At 67.3% G+C, this 15,320-nt stretch carries 15 protein-coding genes; 4 read left to right on the plus strand and 11 right to left on the minus strand.

The window, feature by feature from the left end:
* Positions 1-10: 10 nt before the first annotated feature.
* Both AC3FJ6_RS22160 and AC3FJ6_RS22165 read left to right on the plus strand, forming a co-directional pair.
* Positions 11-1,384 carry an MmgE/PrpD family protein gene (locus AC3FJ6_RS22160; protein WP_488773766.1) on the plus strand — a complete coding sequence of 458 codons (1,374 nt, stop codon included), beginning with the start codon at positions 11-13 and terminating at the stop codon, positions 1,382-1,384.
* A gap of 23 nt (positions 1,385-1,407) precedes the next feature.
* Entirely contained in the window at positions 1,408-2,274 is an 867-nt protein-coding gene (locus AC3FJ6_RS22165; protein ID WP_488773767.1) for an HTD2 family dehydratase, read from the plus strand.
* Here the strand turns inward: AC3FJ6_RS22165 and AC3FJ6_RS22170 are convergent.
* The 7 genes from AC3FJ6_RS22170 to AC3FJ6_RS22200 all read right to left on the minus strand — a co-directional run bounded on the left by AC3FJ6_RS22170 (position 2,271) and on the right by AC3FJ6_RS22200 (position 9,604).
* Complete coding sequence (locus AC3FJ6_RS22170; protein WP_488773768.1) at positions 2,271-3,677, minus strand: DUF1996 domain-containing protein; 1,407 nt, start codon at positions 3,675-3,677, stop codon at positions 2,271-2,273. The two genes, AC3FJ6_RS22165 and AC3FJ6_RS22170, sit on opposite strands and share 4 nt — an antisense overlap.
* A gap of 132 nt (positions 3,678-3,809) precedes the next feature.
* Positions 3,810-5,351: an acetolactate synthase large subunit gene (locus AC3FJ6_RS22175; RefSeq protein WP_488773863.1), complete on the minus strand. Its 1,542-nt coding sequence runs from the start codon at positions 5,349-5,351 to the stop codon at positions 3,810-3,812.
* Positions 5,352-5,395: 44 nt separating this feature from the next.
* Positions 5,396-6,145, minus strand: a complete 750-nt coding sequence (locus AC3FJ6_RS22180) for a GntR family transcriptional regulator (RefSeq protein WP_488773769.1) — start codon at positions 6,143-6,145, stop codon at positions 5,396-5,398.
* 156 nt (positions 6,146-6,301) lie between these two features.
* Positions 6,302-7,258, minus strand: a complete 957-nt coding sequence (locus AC3FJ6_RS22185) for a DUF535 family protein (protein WP_488773770.1) — start codon at positions 7,256-7,258, stop codon at positions 6,302-6,304.
* A 400-nt stretch (positions 7,259-7,658) separates the two neighbouring features.
* Positions 7,659-7,862, minus strand: a complete 204-nt coding sequence (locus AC3FJ6_RS22190; RefSeq protein WP_153947099.1) for a CsbD family protein — start codon at positions 7,860-7,862, stop codon at positions 7,659-7,661.
* 98 nt (positions 7,863-7,960) lie between these two features.
* The gene (locus AC3FJ6_RS22195; RefSeq protein WP_249640910.1) at positions 7,961-8,533 is read right to left on the minus strand and encodes a hypothetical protein; all 573 of its coding nucleotides are present in this window, start codon (positions 8,531-8,533) and stop codon (positions 7,961-7,963) included.
* A 300-nt stretch (positions 8,534-8,833) separates the two neighbouring features.
* Entirely contained in the window at positions 8,834-9,604 is a 771-nt protein-coding gene (locus AC3FJ6_RS22200) for a substrate-binding domain-containing protein (RefSeq protein WP_488773864.1), read from the minus strand.
* A 238-nt stretch (positions 9,605-9,842) separates the two neighbouring features.
* On the opposite strand from AC3FJ6_RS22200, the gene AC3FJ6_RS22205 reads away from it, so the two are divergent.
* Together AC3FJ6_RS22205 and AC3FJ6_RS22210 are read left to right on the plus strand one after the other, a co-directional pair.
* The gene (locus tag AC3FJ6_RS22205) at positions 9,843-10,448 is read left to right on the plus strand and encodes a TetR/AcrR family transcriptional regulator (protein ID WP_488773771.1); all 606 of its coding nucleotides are present in this window, start codon (positions 9,843-9,845) and stop codon (positions 10,446-10,448) included.
* A 93-nt stretch (positions 10,449-10,541) separates the two neighbouring features.
* Positions 10,542-11,804 carry a YbfB/YjiJ family MFS transporter gene (locus AC3FJ6_RS22210; protein ID WP_488773772.1) on the plus strand — a complete coding sequence of 421 codons (1,263 nt, stop codon included), beginning with the start codon at positions 10,542-10,544 and terminating at the stop codon, positions 11,802-11,804.
* Positions 11,805-11,819: 15 nt separating this feature from the next.
* Here AC3FJ6_RS22210 and AC3FJ6_RS22215 read toward each other — a convergent pair whose 3' ends face one another.
* The 4 genes from AC3FJ6_RS22215 to AC3FJ6_RS22230 all read right to left on the minus strand — a co-directional run bounded on the left by AC3FJ6_RS22215 (position 11,820) and on the right by AC3FJ6_RS22230 (position 15,267).
* The gene (locus AC3FJ6_RS22215; RefSeq protein ID WP_249640907.1) at positions 11,820-12,260 is read right to left on the minus strand and encodes a MarR family winged helix-turn-helix transcriptional regulator; all 441 of its coding nucleotides are present in this window, start codon (positions 12,258-12,260) and stop codon (positions 11,820-11,822) included.
* 114 nt (positions 12,261-12,374) lie between these two features.
* Positions 12,375-13,136, minus strand: coding sequence for a DUF4410 domain-containing protein (locus tag AC3FJ6_RS22220; protein ID WP_488773773.1), 762 nt, complete (start codon positions 13,134-13,136; stop codon positions 12,375-12,377).
* Between the two features lie 110 nt (positions 13,137-13,246).
* The gene (locus AC3FJ6_RS22225; protein ID WP_488773865.1) at positions 13,247-14,554 is read right to left on the minus strand and encodes an ATP-binding protein; all 1,308 of its coding nucleotides are present in this window, start codon (positions 14,552-14,554) and stop codon (positions 13,247-13,249) included.
* The gene (locus tag AC3FJ6_RS22230) at positions 14,554-15,267 is read right to left on the minus strand and encodes a response regulator (RefSeq protein ID WP_488773774.1); all 714 of its coding nucleotides are present in this window, start codon (positions 15,265-15,267) and stop codon (positions 14,554-14,556) included. Before AC3FJ6_RS22230 ends, AC3FJ6_RS22225 begins: the two co-directional genes overlap by 1 nt.
* Between the last annotated feature and the right edge of the window lie 53 nt (positions 15,268-15,320).

The raw sequence follows: 15,320 nt of genomic DNA on the forward strand, positions 1-15,320 counted from the left end.
AACGCCGAACATGCCCAACGACACCTATCCGACGCGCCAGCTCTGCGAGTTCCTGGCGCAACTGAAGCTCACCGACGTGCCCGCTCCGGTGGTCGAACGGACCAAGGACCTGTTTCTCGACTGGATCGCCTCCGCCATCGCCGGCAAGGACGCGCCGGCCATCCGCCGCATCCAGGAATTCGCCGCGGCCATGGGGCCGCAGTCGGGCGATGCGGAGGTCTTTGTCGACCGCCGCCGCACGTCGCCCTACTTCGCCGCGCTGATCAACGGCGCGTCGTCGCACGTGGTGGAGCAGGATGACGTCCACAACGGCTCGGTGCTGCACCCGGCCGCCGTGGTCTTCCCGGCCGTGGTGGCCGCCGCGCAGGCCGAGGGCAAGACCGGCGCCGAGGTGCTGCTGGCATCGATCGCCGGCTACGAGGCGGGCATCCGCATCGGCGAATTCATGGGCCGCTCACACTACCGCGTGTTCCACACCACCGGCACGGTTGGCACGCTGGCCGCCGCCGCTGGCGTTGCCAAGCTGTACGGGCTGGACGCCGAAGGCATCAACCAGGCGCTGGGCTCCGCTGGCACGCAGGCCGCCGGGCTGTGGGAATTCCTGCGCGATGCGGCGGACTCCAAGCAACTGCATACCGCCAAGGCCGCCGCCGATGGCCTGCAGTCGGCGTGGCTGGCCCGCGCGGGCTTTACCGGCGCGAAGCAGATTCTGGAAGGCGCGCAGGGCATGGCGGCCGGCATGTCGAGCGACGCCAACCCCGCCGCGCTGACCGACGGGCTCGGCACGCGCTGGGCCACGGCCGAGACGTCGTTCAAGTTCTTTGCCTCGTGCCGCCACACGCACCCGGCGGCCGATGCGCTGAAGGCCCTGATGCAGCGCGAAGGCCTGCAGGCCGAACAGATCGACGCCGTGACCGCGCACGTGCACCAGGGCGCCATCGACGTGCTCGGCCCGGTGGTCAATCCCGTGACGATCCATCAGGCCAAGTTCTCGATGGGCACCGTGCTGGGCCTGGTGGCCGTGCACACGCATGCCGGCCTGGGCGAGTTCGAGCAGCACGCGCTGCAGGACCCGCGCATCGCGGCATTCTGCAACAAGGTGACGATGGCGCTGGACGACGAGATCAACGCGGCCTACCCGCGCCAGTGGATCGGCCGGGTGACGGTGCGCACCACCGACGGCCGCGCGCTGGAGGCCAGGGTCGATGTGCCCAAGGGCGATCCGGACAACACGCTGTCGCGCCCCGAACTCGAAGCCAAGGCCGTCCAGCTGGGCGCGTTCCGCCACGGGGCCAGCGAGGCCGAAATGCGCACCATCATCGACCGTGTCTGGCGCCTGGACCAGCAGGCCAACGTCAACGACTGGCTGCCCGCCAGCCGCTAACCGTCCACCGACTACCCATTGCCATGACCACCCTTACGCTCGAACAACTGCGCGAATGGATCGGCCGTTCGGAGTCGCGCACCGAGACCCTGGCGGCCGAGCCGGTCCATGCGCTCGCGGCCACCTTCGATCTCGATGGCGCAGCCATCGCCAGCCAGCCGCTGCCGCCGCTGTGGCACTGGCTGTACTTCCTGCCCCGCGCGCCGCAGCACACGCTCGGCCAGGACGGTCATCCCACGCTGGGCGGATTCCTGCCACCCGTGCCGTTGCCGCGCCGCATGTGGGCCGGCAGCGAGCTGTCCTTCCACCGTGGCCTGCGGGTCGGTGAGACGGTCACCCGTACCTCGACCATCACCGACGTGCAGCACAAGGCGGGCCGCACCGGCGAACTGTATTTCGTGTCCGTCGATCACGTGTTCACGGTTGGCGGCGAAACCGCGCTGACCGAGCGGCACGACATCGTCTACCGTGCCATGCCGCCGAAGGGGCAGCCCCAGCCGCCGCGCCCGGCACTTGAGCAGACCGCACAGTTCGGCCGCACGCTGCAGGCCGACCCCACGCTGCTGTTCCGCTTCTCGGCGCTGACGTTCAACGCCCACCGCATACACTACGACCTGGACTACGTGCGCGACGTGGAAGGCTATCCCGGCCTGATCGTGCATGGCCCGCTGCAGGCCATGCTGATGCTGGAACTGCTGCGCCACGAGCGTCCCGACGCGCGCGTGACGCGCTTCGGCTTCCGCGGACTGGCGCCGTTGTTCCACCAGGACACCGTGGCCGTGGGCGGTGCCGACGATGCCGGCACGCCGGGCCGCGTGCTGCTGTGGACCGGCGACAATGCCGGCGGGCAGGCCATGGCGGGCTGGGCCGAGACCGAAAGCCGCGCCTAGTGGTGGATCGGATTGAGGGTCATCATCAGCTGCATCGGCGGGTTGGCGGTGTCCCGGCTGCCGAACGTGTAGATGCGATCGCCGTTGCCGCGCAGGCAGAAGGCGATGGTGTCCTTGCCTTCCGCAATGGCTTCGTTGATGGCCTTGCCGACCTTGAACGTGCGGTACTGGATCACGTTGTCCAGGTACATGTCCGTCATGGTGCCCTCGCAGGGCGGCGCATTGTTGGCCGTGATGGTGTCCTCCGTCCAGTCCGTCGACACGCGGTACAGGCGGATGATGGCGGCCGTCGTGTCGGTGGTGTTGCCGCCGTAGATCCGCAGCTGATAGTCGGGCGTGAAGCTTGACGGCACGCTGGCCGCACCCTGCGGGATGCGGAACTTCATGTAGATCATCGACTCCGGCGTGGTGCCGCTGGCCCGCTGCGCGTACAGCGACAGGTCGTTGCCATAGTTCTTGTCCGCCGTGTCGCCGCCGCGTACCGTGGCATCGCCAAGCGACTCGCTGTACGCGTAGGGCACCTGCTTGTTGCAGAGCCGGCCCGCGTTCAGGCAATAGTCGGCCATGTAGCGCAGCGATTCGTCGCGCCATCCGTTGAAGAAGTCGGCGTGCGCGGTGTAGAGCGTGCCCCAGTTCTGCGCCACCACCCTGCCAAACGCGTCCAGCGTGGGGTCCATCGACAGCCGGGCCTCGGTCAGGTCGGTCACCTGGCCGATCATGTAGGCCAGGTTCAGGTTCACTTCCGGGATGTGGATGGGATGCGTCGCCGGGCAGACGCCCTGCTTGTCCGGATACACCACGTTTTCGATCACGCCCTTGAGCGGAGCCAGATTCCGGCCGTCCCAGCACGTCGGGAAATTCACGCCGATATTGAACTGGGTGCCTTTCTCGGGATCGGGCACGCAGTCGGTGGGAATCGTGTTGGTATAGCCGCGTCCGTTACACAGGAACGATATCCTTGGATTGGGCAGCGCGCCGTTGTGGTCGCCGGCCAGCATCCGTAGTCCTGCCGGCAGCGGCTCCACGCGCACGCGGCGCCCCGACGGCACCGCCACGTTCGTGTAGTAGGTCTTCTGGTACGTGGGCGGCACGATCCTGCCATCGGGCGTCTTCAGTGCAGGCGCCCAGTACGCCGTGGCGTCGGCCGCGTTCTCGCAGGTCGTGCCATGTTCGGCGCGCAGCGTCTCCGGCGTCGACAAGGCGTTGGCCGTCGTGTTGCCGAGGAAGTCGTGGATCATGGCGATACCGGGCTTGCCCGGGTAGACGATCGGGTCGTCCGCCAGCGTGTGCGAATAATCGCAGATGATGGTGGCATTGCCGTCGGCCACCGATTGCGCGGAGACGCCGCCCGCCATCGCCAGGCCACAGCACAGCGCGGCCCACTGCATTCTCGATTTCTTCATGATGTGCCCCCTTGGACGAAGTACGCAGGGTCATGCTGCTGCGCGGCCATCCACGGGGCAATGGAACATCATGGAACATCATGGGTCAGCGCCGGCCCATGTCCGGGGCCGCGCTGCGGGTGACCAGCCCGCTCAGATCACCAGTTCGATCAGGAACGGTCCCTTGCGCTGGTTGGCCTGCTGGAACAGGTCGTTGAACGCGTCCATGCTGTCCGCGCGTGCCGCTTCGACGCCCATGCCGTTGGCCATCTTGACCCAGTCGAGGTCCGGATTGCCGATGTCCAGCATGTCCATCGCCGTCTTGCCGGGGTTGGCGCCCACGCCAGCCAGTTCGCCCAGCAGGATGGCGTACTTGCGGTTGGCCAGCAGCACGACGGTCACATCGAGCTTTTCACGCGCCATGGTCCACAGCGATTGCAGCGTGTACATGCCCGAGCCATCGGCCTGCAGCGCCACCACGCGGCGGTCCGGCGCGGCGATGGCGGCGCCCGTGGCCAGCGGCAGGCCGGCACCGATCGCGCCACCAGTCAGCTGCAGCCAGTCATGCGGCGCGGCGTGGACGGTGCCCGGATAGAACGCACGGCCGAAGCTCACGCTTTCTTCCACCACCACGGCCTGCTCGGGCAGCAGCGCGGTCAGCGACTGGGCCACCGCCTCGGACGTGATCGCGCCCTTTGCGGCCGCCACTGGCATCGCGGCCGACGCAGGCAGCTTTGCCTGGCGCGCACCCAGTTCGTCGGCCAGGCGCGCCAGGGCTTCGCCGAGGTCTTCCTCGGCGCGGGCCAGCACATGGATCGTGGCGTCTTCCGGATACGGGCGCGGCGACTTGCCCGGATAAGCGAAGAACGTGACCGGAGGCGGCGCACCCACCAGGATCACGTTGCGGATGCCGGCCAGCTTCTGGCGCGCGGCATCGCCCGAGTACGGAATCCGGTCGATCGCCAGCCGGCCGCGACCGCGCGTCACGCGCGCGTTCGACATCGGCGTGATCAGGCGGGCATCGGTGGCAGCGGCGATGCGGTGGGCGTCGCCCAGCGCACCTTCGCGCAGCGCGCTGCCGGCCAGCACGATCAGCGTCGGCTGCCCGCTGCGCAGGATGCGCGCGGCATTTTGCACGGCGTCCGGGGACACCTTCGGCACAGCCAGCGGGGGCAGCGGCGCGGCCACCTGGCCCCCCTCGTCCCAGCACACGTCGGACGGCAGGATCAGGCTGGCCACGCCGCCGGGCGCGCTGCGCGCGGCCTGCACGGCTGCCGCGGCATCGGCACCCACCGACGCGGCATGCGTGGCGGTGCGCGTCCACACCGATACGGGCCGAGCCCAGCCTTCGGTATCGGCGGTCAGTGGCGCATCCAGCGGGCGATGGTAGGTGGCCTGGTCACCAATGATGTTGACGATCGGCGTCTGTGCGCGGCGGGCGTTGTGCAGGTTCGCCAGGCCGTTGGCCAGGCCGGGGCCGCAATGCAGCAGCGTGGCGGCGGGCTTGTCGGCCATCCGCGCGTAGCCGTCGGCGGCGCCCGTCACCACGCCCTCGAACAGGCCCAGCACGCAGCGCATGCCGGGGATGCGGTCCAGGGCGGCCACGAAATGCATCTCGCTCGTGCCGGGGTTGGCAAAGCAGGTATCCACGCCGCAGGCCAGCAGCGTCTTCACCAGGCTCTCTGCGCCGTTCATCTTGTCTTGTGTCTCCATCTTGGGTTCCATGCGGTTGGCGGTGGTCAGCAACGATTGGCGAGCAGGTCGAAATCCAGGCAGACGTACTCGGTGGGAAATTCGATACGCGCGTAATAGACGATCACATCGTCGACGCAGGCAAAGCGGCGCAGTTCGGCCACGGGCGCGCCGACGGCCAGCTCCAGCGCGCCGGCGCATTCCGCGCCAGCCGGCACGATGGACAGGCGCTGGCGGGCGGCATTGACCTTGAGGCCGGGAAAGCGGTCCAGCACGGGCACCGACGCGCCCTGGCGGAACGCCTCGGGCTCGCGCGCAAACACATCGGCGGCGATATAGACCTCACCCACGGCGAACGGCCGGCCTTCCAGGCGATGCGCGCGGCGCAGGAAATGGTAGGCGTCGGCGCGCCGGGCGGCGCAAGGCATGCCCAGATCGTCGGGCAGGTGCACATCGGCAGTGGATTCCACCATGGCTTCGGTGGATAGCTGGTCACCCACCGCCACGGCCTGGTCCCAGCTGATCGGCAGCGCCAGCGGGCGGCGCGCACGGCCGGCGGTCTTGACGAAGGTGCCGCGGCCGCGCGAGCGCGCCACGAGCCCTTCGGCATCGAGCTGGGAAATGGCGTGATGCATGGTCATGCGCGCCACGCCGTACTGGCGGCACAGGGCATCGAGCGATGGCAACTGCTCGCCCTGACGCCAGGCGCCGCTCTCGATCTGGCGGCGGAATATCGTGGCGAGCTGCAGGTAGACGGGCTCGCGGCTGCGGGAAAGAAGGTCGGTGGCGTCCGGCATCGGGGGTACATGGCGCGGCCGGCCGGCGCATGACTGCACCGGCGCTTCCGGCCGATACCGGACTCTATTAAAAGTCTAGCTGGCTAGACTACTAGGGTTTACACCCCGGCCGTTCTGCCATGCGAGCCGCAGCACACCCAGATTGGCGACCGGCGCTCAGGCCGCGGGGATGACCGCCAGCGCAAACCCATCGTTGCTGGCCGCATCAGCCTGCGGACACAGGCCGAGCGCGACCGCGTGGCGGATCGACGCCGCCAGCGCCTGCTTGCGCCGCCACGCCGAACGCTTCTTCGACGCCACTTCCGCAATGTCGCGCTCGGGTTGCTGCACGGGCAGTTCGAAGTTGCCGCTGGATAGCGCCGTGCCGTGGTATTCGGCCCAGAAGCTTTCGTAGTCCGCCTGGATTTCGCGGGGACGGTGGCGCTGGCGGCCCACGTGATTGGCGCGCGACACCGCCACGATCCGGCGCGCGCCAATCTGACCAGCCAGGGCCAGCAGCGCCTGCATGAGCGCATCCTTCGGCCGTAGGCCTTCACACGCCTTGGTGGCGGCGCGGATCCAGTCCCGGCTGGCGTCGTTCATCGGGCCCTGCAGCCCGCCTATATAGAGTTCCACGCCATCGGCGGCACGTCGCAGGTAAAAGCTCAGTTGCGCCAGGCTGGCCCCCGTTTCGTTGTCGATCCAGTAGAGCCCGAGTTCGCCTTCCCGGGGATTCGGCCCCGAGTCGGTCAGCCGCAGCGTGTAGCGGCCATCGCCGAAGGCCCAGTCCAGTCCGCCGCCCAGATAGATACGGTCGCAGACGCCAGCCGGTAGCGCATCGTGCATGAGCGAAAAATGCTCCAGCACCAGCCGCGCGCGCTCGCCAAAGCACAGGCCGTAGGCCCCAAGCGGCCGAAACGGCTTTTCCAGCACCACCGGCCGTGCGGCAATCACCCGCTCCAGCAACGCGCACGAAGACGCCTCGCGCAGCCAGAACTGTGCCGTACTGCGACGGATGGCCGACAGCGCGACAAGCTTGATGCGCCGGGACAGCCATTTGCGGCTGCCCGTCGGATAGCAAAACGTTGAAACCGACGCGACTGTGCCGAGATAGCGCACATAATCGGCCGGCAAAAGATGAAGAAATCCCCCTGCGTGGCTCTGAAGGCTCTGCAGACATGAAACTGGTCCATGCACGACTAACTGCTCCCCTGGTTGGCATGCCGATCTTCTTCGAGACCTGATCACGCAGTGACGACCCTCGCATTCGCGGCCGGTATCCGCCGCAACGCGGCCGACCGCCTTTGTTGGATTTGTTCGTGGGGAAGGCGGCCCAGCTCGTAATATTCCGTAACGCGTTGAAATATTGTAGGTTGACATTGTTACATGCTGGCGATAATCCTGTAACAAACCCACGGCAGGAAACGATTGCCCATCAATGAAAAAAGGCGGAGCCCGAAGGCCCCGCCCGTTGATCGTCACACGTGTCCGCGCATGACGCGTGGTCCGGCCTTGTGGGCCGGGACGTGCTGGCTTACCAGCGAACGTCCCGCTCCCAGGCCTTCATTTCCTCTTCCGCCCGTTCCTTCGTATAGCCGTAGCGTTCCTGGATCCGGCCGGCCAGCTGGTCACGCTTGCCGTTGATGACGGTGATGTCGTCGTCGGTCAGCTTGCCCCACTTTTCCTTGATCTTGCCCTTGGCCTGATCCCATTTGCCTTCGATCTGGTCCCAGTTCATATCTGGCTCCTTCGTGTGTCAGTGGACTGTGGATCATTGCGTTGCGGCGTCATACGTGCCGGTTCGCGCGTCTGCCCGCAGCGGGCTGGCTTGCGTCGTTACTTGGCGTACTTGGCCTTCACATTGGCCTGGCACTTATCCTTGGCATCGCCGGACATCGCGTCGCACTTTTCCTTGTCGGCCTTGTAGGCGGCGTTGGTCGTGTCCTTGCGGGCATCGGCGCGGGCCTCGGCCACGTCGGTGCTGGTACCCGTGGCGGCGGCCTTGTCGACCTTGGCTTCACCCAGGGCGCGCTCGTGCGATGCCTTGGCTTCCTTCACGCACACGTCCTTGTCGTTGCCCTTCTTGTCGTCGCACATTTCCTTGGCCACGTCATAGTCGCGGTCGGCCTTGGTCTTCAACGCCTTGGCGTGCGCCTTCTCGGTGCCGTCGCGCTTGGCTTCGGCGTTGGCCTTGGCCACGTCGTGGTCGCGCTTGGCTTCGGCCTTGCAGACGTCCTTGGCATTGCCGGACATCCCGTCACATTTGCTCTTGGCCGTCTTGTAGTCGGCATCGGCCTGCTTCACGGCAGCGTCATAGTCCGCCTTCGAACCCGCCTGCGCATAGGCCATGCCCATCGGCGCGGCCACCATCAACGAACATACTGCTGCACTCAGCCACTTCTTTGCGATCATGTCGTGCTCCTTTCTCGAGGTGGATACTTATCGGGCCCGGCAATCTCCGCGTTGCAAGCTGCTGGATTGCGTTGTGGCCCCGCTGTAGTTGCAGGTTATGTTTTGCCACCCCGTCGAAGCAGAAGGCCGCTGCTGAAACATTCGTAAGACAATTCCCACAGCATCACATTTGCTTAATGCAAGTGTCAAAGCGGGACGGCCGGCAAGCCATGCGGCATAACGTGGCGGCCCATGAAAAAGGGCCGGCATGAGCCGGCCCCGGGCAATGACTGCAGCCCTTAAAAAACGGCGTCGCGTTCAGTGGGGCACCGAGTCGAGACCTGTTTCCTTCACTACGGCCTGCGCGGCAGGCGCCGCCAGGAATTCCAGCAAGGCCTTCGCCTCGGCGGGGTGCTCTGCCTTGACCGGCACGCCGCCCGCGAAACGCGTGACGGACTGCACTTCCTCGGGAATGCGGCCCACAAACGTCACACCGGGTACGGGCAGCAGTTCGGCCACCTGCTGGAAGCCGATCTCGTACTGGCCATTGGCCACCGTCGACGCGACCGGAATCTTTTCCACTTTCTTCGCCTTGGCAGCCAGCGCCGGAACGCCAAGCTTCGTGAACAGCTCGCGCTCCACGTAGACCCCGCTCGCGCTATCCGAATACGCGATCGACTTCGCCTGCGTCAGTGTCTGGCGCAAGGCGTCCACGGTGCGGATATCGGGCACGGTCGCACCCTGGCGCACCACCATGCCGATGCGCGAGTCCGCCAGTTCCACGCGCGACTGCGGATCGACCACGCCCTTCTTGATCAGGTCGTCCAGCGCATAGCCCACCATGATGACCACGTCGGCATGCTCGCCGCGCGCCAGCCGGTTCGGAATGGCCTCGGGCGATTTGCCCATCGACGGCCCGTGCTCGGTGTTTAGCCGGGCACCGTACTGCGCGGTGAAGCCGGGCGCCAGCTTCTGGTAGGCGGCCGTGAAGCCGCCAGAAATCATCACATGCAGATCGGGCGCCTGCGTCGGGGCCTGCCCGGTTGGCTGGGCGGTGGACTGCGCATGGACGCCCGGCGCCAGCAGCATTGCTGCCGCAGCGCCCACCGCCATCCAGTTGGTCTTGCTCATGTACTTTTCTCTCCTTATCGGTCAGGCGGTACCCGCAGACTATAAGGGATGGCGGGGCGGCGCCGCAAAGTCACATTTCAAGAAGACCCCTTCACGAATACCGAAGGGGTCGGCCCGGAACGAACTTGCGTTTTGTATCGATCGCTCTATAATCAGCCCTACGTTTCATACAGATCGATACAAAACGAGATCCGCCATGGCACGACCCCGACAATTCAATGCGAATGCGGCGCTGTCCGCAGCCCAGGCCACGTTCTGGGCCAAGGGCTACCACGCCACGTCCACGCGTGAGCTGACCCAGGCCATGGGGCTGACCCAGCCAAGCCTGTACAACGCATTCGGCGACAAGCGGCAGCTGTTCATGCAGGCACTGGACGACTACCTGAACCGCACGCTGCGCGAACGTATCGACCGCATCGAGGCCAGCTATCCGCCGGCGCAGGCGCTGGTGCAGTTCTTTGCCGAAAGCGTCGAACGCGGCGCCACCGAGCTGCCGCACCGTGGCTGCATGCTGATCAACACGGCGCTGGAGGCCTCGAACGAAGACCCCGAACTGAAGGCCGCCGTGGCGCTGGAACTGTCGCTGCTGCGCGCGTTCTTCGGGCGGGTGATCCGCGCGGCCCAGGCCGAAGGCACCATCGCCGCCGTCCATGACCCCGACGACGCCGCAGCCATGCTGCTGTCGCTGCAGGTTGGCATGCGCGTGCTGTCGCGCGTCATGCCGGAGCGCGCGCTGCTGGAGGCCTCAGTGCGCCCCGCACTGGCGTCGCTGGGCCTGCAGGCCGACGGCCCGCCGGCCTAGAACCGCCCCACTCCCCCGATTTTCGACACGCTCCCACGCGGCCCGGCGCCGCGTGGCGGAGACGTTCGCCCCGACATTCGTGAAGGAAAAACCATGTCTCAAGATGCCCCCGCCGCCGTTCCCGTTCCGGGCGCCCCATCCGACAGCCGATCGCTCGACACGCGCGCCCTCCATGCCGCGTTTGCCGGCCTGTCCGCCAGCCTCGTGGCCATCGGCCTGGCCCGCTTTGCCTACACGCCGCTGATTCCGGCGCTGATCCAGGCCCACTGGTTCAGCGCGGCCGATACGGTCACGCTGGGCGCCGCCAACTTTGCCGGCTATCTGGCCGGCGCGCTGCTGGGGCGGCCGCTGGCCGCGCGGATGTCCAACCGTCATGCACTGCGCTGGCTGATGGTGGCCGTCACGGCGGCATTCTTTGCGTGCGCGTTTCCGCTGTCGGTTGGCTGGTTCTTTGTCTGGCGCTTCCTGTCGGGCCTGTCGGGCGGTGCCATCATGGTGCTGGTGGCCACGGCCATCCTGCCGCATATCGCGCCGGCCCGGCGCGCCTTTGTCAGCGGCATGATCTTCCTCGGGCTCGGTATCGGCATCGCCGCATCGGGCACGCTGGTGCCGGAACTGCTCAAGTTCGGCCTGCGTACCACGTGGTTCGGCCTTGGCGCCGTGTCGCTGCTGCTGACCGCGCTGAGCTGGACGGGCTGGCCTGCCACCGACACGCCGCCGGGCATGCCGGCGGCCACCCCGGCCGGCCACCATGCGGCCGACAGCGCGCTGGCGTCGCATCGTCGCGCGTTGCGCGTGATCTATATCCAGTACGCGGCCAATGCCCTGGGACTTGTGCCGGCGATGGTGCTGCTGGTGGATTACGTGGCGCGCGGCCTGGGCCAGGGCGCGTCGGTGGGCGCGGGATACTGGGTGCTGTACGGCATCGCCGCGATCGCGGGTCCGGTGGTCAGCAGCTGGCTGGGCGGCCGGATGGGCTTCGGCAACGGCTACCGCATCGCCATGGTGCTGCAGGGGCTGGCGGTGAGCCTGCTGGCGCTGTCGCACCAAACGGCGGCGCTGTGGGCGGCCACCATCGTACTCGGCGCATTCACCCCCGGCATCGTGCCGATGGTGCTCGGCCGCGTGCAGGAACTGCTGCCGCATGACCCCACGGCCCAGCGCGCCGCGTGGAGCCGCGCCACGGCATCGTTCGCGCTGTTCCAGGCGCTGGGCGGCTACGGCTATGCGTGGCTGTTCTCGCATACGCACGAGAACTACACGATGATCTTCGCGTGCGGCGCGGTGGCCATGGCCTTCGCGTTCGCGGCAGACTTCACCGTGCGGCGGACGGCCCCGGAGCGGGCCCAGGCATGAATCCGGACGGCGGCCTCAGCTGCCGTCCGCGAACTTTTGCAGCAGGCGCATGAACTCGCCAAATTCGGCCTCGGAGAAATTGCGCAGGCGATGATTGAGCACTTCGGGCGCGATATGGGGCAGTTGCGCCGCCACGTCCCTGCCCTTGTCGGTCAGGATCAGGTGGATGACGCGACGGTCCTCGTCGCTGCGCTGGCGCTGCAGCAGGCCCTTGTTTTCGAGCTTGTCCAGCATGCGCGTCATCAGGCCGGTGTCGATGCCCAGCAGCCGGCTGACCTCCAGCGGCGTGCTGGCCATCCCCCGCATCAGCGACAGCAGGATGCCCATCTGCTGGGCGGTAATGTCCAGCGGGCGCAGCGCGGCATCCATCTCCATGAGCAGGCTGTTGCGTGCCCGGTTCAGGTGAAAGCCGACACTTTGCGTTAGCTGGAAGTTTTCGCGTGTGTAGTGTTTCACGGCATTTCAGGCAAATCAGGAAATGCCAATGTATCTGAGGCGTCAGAAAAAGAAAAGGACGCCGAGCGGCGCCACAGGGGCGCCCTTCGTTTCGATCCGTTTCAGACGGACGATTCAGATACGTGGGGCCCCGCCCGGCTGGCCCAGCATGGCCATCACCTGCTTGACCACGGCATCGCCCACGCGCTGCGCTTCGCCGGCAAGGCTGTCGCGCCGGGCTTCGGTCGCCCCGTGCAAGCCGGCGCTGGCCGCCACCGACGTGGCCACGTGGCTGGCCGCCGCCCCCACGCCAGCCATCTCGGCCACGCCGGGCATATGGCCGCTGTCGGCGCTGGTATCGAACAGCGCCAGCGGAATCGGCTGGGCATGTGCCGGCTGGTACAGCACCTGGACCGATGCCGACACATCGCTCTTGCCCGCGCCCAGACCGATCATCGTGCGACGGCGCTGATTGCCTTCGTCGATCCTGTCGAAGCGGCCTTCCACGATCAGGGCGTTGGCATCGGCGGGCACCGGGCCGTCGAGACGCACGGCATGCAGCCCCTTGGCCTGAAGCTGGCGGACGATCTCGTCGGCCGTGGCATTGCGCGCGGCCAGTGCGGCCTGGTCCTGGGCACCGCCGCCAGCGTCGCCAGCAGCCATTGCCTTGATCCGGTGCATCATCGTGTTGTCGACCTTGACCTGGCTGGCGCTCACGTCGAAGCCACGCACATAGACCACGTCAGCCTGCACGTGCGACAGCGACGCCGGCACCGACGCTTCGGAGATCATCGTCGTGGCCGACGCGCCGCCAGCCATCATCATCGATGCCGCAGCCACGGCGGCGATGGTCAGTTGCCTGGCGGTGCGCGAGAGCGTCTGGAAAGTGTTCGTCATGATAGGGGGTCCTTGCTGGTGGTTGCGGTTGGCGCCGGACATCGGCGCCGGCAGACCCAGTATTGGACGAAGCCGCGCAACAGGCCAGGCGATAACTATTTCATCCCATGTCACGCGGGCAGCGACACCACCACCTCGAGCCCACCGCCTTCGCGCTCGCGGAACGACAGCGCGCCGCCGTGCAGCCGCGCGATGCGATCGACGATGGCCAGCCCCAGGCCCGTGCCGCCCTCGCCATGCGTATTGCAGCCCCGGCTGAACGGTGCGCGCAACGGCTCCAGATCCGCCGCGCCCAGGCCCGTGCCGCGATCGCAGATCGCCACATGGGCCTGCCGGCCGTCGTGCCAGGTGCGCACGAACAGGCCCGTCTTGCCGTACTTGATCGCGTTCTGCATCAGGTTCATCAGCATGCGCAGCATGCTGGTGGGCCGATACACCACCGGGGGCAGCGGCCCAAGGTCGAGCTCGAATTCGTGCCCCAGCCCTGCGAAATCGGCCGCCAGCTGGCGCACCAGCGCATTGAGGTCACCCGGCTGCGGCGTCTCCTTCTCGCCGCTGCCGGCGTAGTCCATGAACTGCTGCAGGATCATGTCGATGTGATCGAGATACCCTTCCACCGACGCCACGAATGCGTCGTCGGTGCCGCGCGGCAGCGTCATCGCCATGGCCAGGCGCAGCTTGGTCAGCGGCGTGCGGATGTCGTGCGAGACGCCCGCCAGCATCAGCGCGCGCGTTTTGTCGGCCTGGCGCAATGCCTCGGTCATATCGTTGAAGGCACGGCTGACCTCCGCGATTTCGGTGGGGCCATTGGTCGGCAAGGCCTCGGGCATCTCGCCCGCATGGATGCGGTTGGCCGCCTGCGCCAGGTCCTGCAGCGGCCGGTTGAGATGGCGCTGCAGCAGGTAGCCGGTCAACGCCGCCAGCAGCGCAAGCGCCGCCGACAGCGCAATGGCGGCCGTGATGCCGCTGGCCTGTGCGTCGGCCGTCATCGGCAGCGCAATCCACGTGGGCGATCCGGCGGCATGCACCTGGATCCACAGCTTTTCGTCGTCGTCGCCGCCCCGCCAGCGCACATCGGTGTCTTGCGCCAGGTCGCGCCGCAACGCGCGCATGAACACGTCGCGCTGCCAGGTGCGGAAAGGGTGGGCCGTGTCGGCGCCGGGCGGATCGTCGGGCGGCGGATCGGCCTGGCCGCCCATGCGCGCCACGGCCGCGCGGGCTTCGCCGGCGGGCATGGTGCCGAGCGCGCGGTCCATCAGCATGACGTAATGAGAAAACACGGCGGCGGCCCGCTCCACGCGCGGACGCTGCACGTAGTGCAGCAACACGAATAGCGAACAGGCCTGCGTCAGGAAGACCAGGATCACCAGCAGGACGATGTTGCGCGCCAGCAGCGATCGCGGCAGCATGCGACGCATCATGCATCCACGCCCGCCACCAGCATGTAGCCGACGCCCCAGACGGTCTTGATGAAGCGGGGCCGGGACGGATCTTCCTCCACGATCTGGCGCAGCCGCAGGATCTGCACGTCGATGCTGCGGTCCAGCGCGTCGTGGTCGCGGCCCCGGGCGCGCGCCAGCAGGTTTTCGCGGCTGACCGCGCGGTTGGGCGACGATCCCAGCGCGTGCAGCAACAGCATCTGGGCCGAGTGAACTTCCACGGGCGCCCCGCCGCGCGTCAGCGTCTGCTTGCCGACATCGAAGCGGAATTCCCCGAAGCTCAGGGTCTGGCTGGTCACCGTCGGGTCGCCCGCGGCGATCTTCTGGCGCCGCAGCAGCGCGCGGATACGCGCCACCAGTTCATCGGGCAGGAACGGCTTGGCCAGGTAGTCGTCGGCGCCGGTATCCAGGCCGACCACGCGGTCGGCCGGGTCGCCCTTGGCCGTCAGCATCAGGATGGGCAGCGTCTGGCCTTCGGCCCGTAGCCGGCGGCAGATCGAGAGCCCGTCCTCGGGTTCCATCATCAGGTCCAGCACCAGCAGGTCGTAGGGCTCGCGCTGCAGGTAGCGGTTGAGTTGCTTGGCATCGGCCACGGCCCGCACCTGAAAGCCATGGCCGGTCAGAAAACGCTGCAGCATGTTGCGCAGCTCGGCCTCGTCGTCGAGCACGATGATGCGGTGTCCCTGGTCCATGCCGTCCCTCCGGTTCTTGTGCTTCTGATCCTGGACTGACCTGCCGGCCCCGG

The organism is Cupriavidus sp. 94F1 (assembly GCF_057798875.1).

Coding starts and splice junctions, on each gene's coding strand:
- AC3FJ6_RS22160 (WP_488773766.1), top strand. CDS start 11: ATGCCCAACGACACCTATCCGACGCGCCAGCTCTGCGAGTTCCTGGCG.
- AC3FJ6_RS22165 (WP_488773767.1), top strand. CDS start 1,408: ATGACCACCCTTACGCTCGAACAACTGCGCGAATGGATCGGCCGTTCG.
- AC3FJ6_RS22170 (WP_488773768.1), bottom strand. CDS start 3,677: ATGAAGAAATCGAGAATGCAGTGGGCCGCGCTGTGCTGTGGCCTGGCG.
- AC3FJ6_RS22175 (WP_488773863.1), bottom strand. CDS start 5,351: ATGAACGGCGCAGAGAGCCTGGTGAAGACGCTGCTGGCCTGCGGCGTG.
- AC3FJ6_RS22180 (WP_488773769.1), bottom strand. CDS start 6,145: ATGCCGGACGCCACCGACCTTCTTTCCCGCAGCCGCGAGCCCGTCTAC.
- AC3FJ6_RS22190 (WP_153947099.1), bottom strand. CDS start 7,862: ATGAACTGGGACCAGATCGAAGGCAAATGGGATCAGGCCAAGGGCAAG.
- AC3FJ6_RS22200 (WP_488773864.1), bottom strand. CDS start 9,604: ATGCTGCTGGCGCCGGGCGTCCATGCGCAGTCCACCGCCCAGCCAACC.
- AC3FJ6_RS22205 (WP_488773771.1), top strand. CDS start 9,843: ATGGCACGACCCCGACAATTCAATGCGAATGCGGCGCTGTCCGCAGCC.
- AC3FJ6_RS22210 (WP_488773772.1), top strand. CDS start 10,542: ATGTCTCAAGATGCCCCCGCCGCCGTTCCCGTTCCGGGCGCCCCATCC.
- AC3FJ6_RS22220 (WP_488773773.1), bottom strand. CDS start 13,136: ATGACGAACACTTTCCAGACGCTCTCGCGCACCGCCAGGCAACTGACC.
- AC3FJ6_RS22225 (WP_488773865.1), bottom strand. CDS start 14,554: ATGCGTCGCATGCTGCCGCGATCGCTGCTGGCGCGCAACATCGTCCTG.
- AC3FJ6_RS22230 (WP_488773774.1), bottom strand. CDS start 15,267: ATGGACCAGGGACACCGCATCATCGTGCTCGACGACGAGGCCGAGCTG.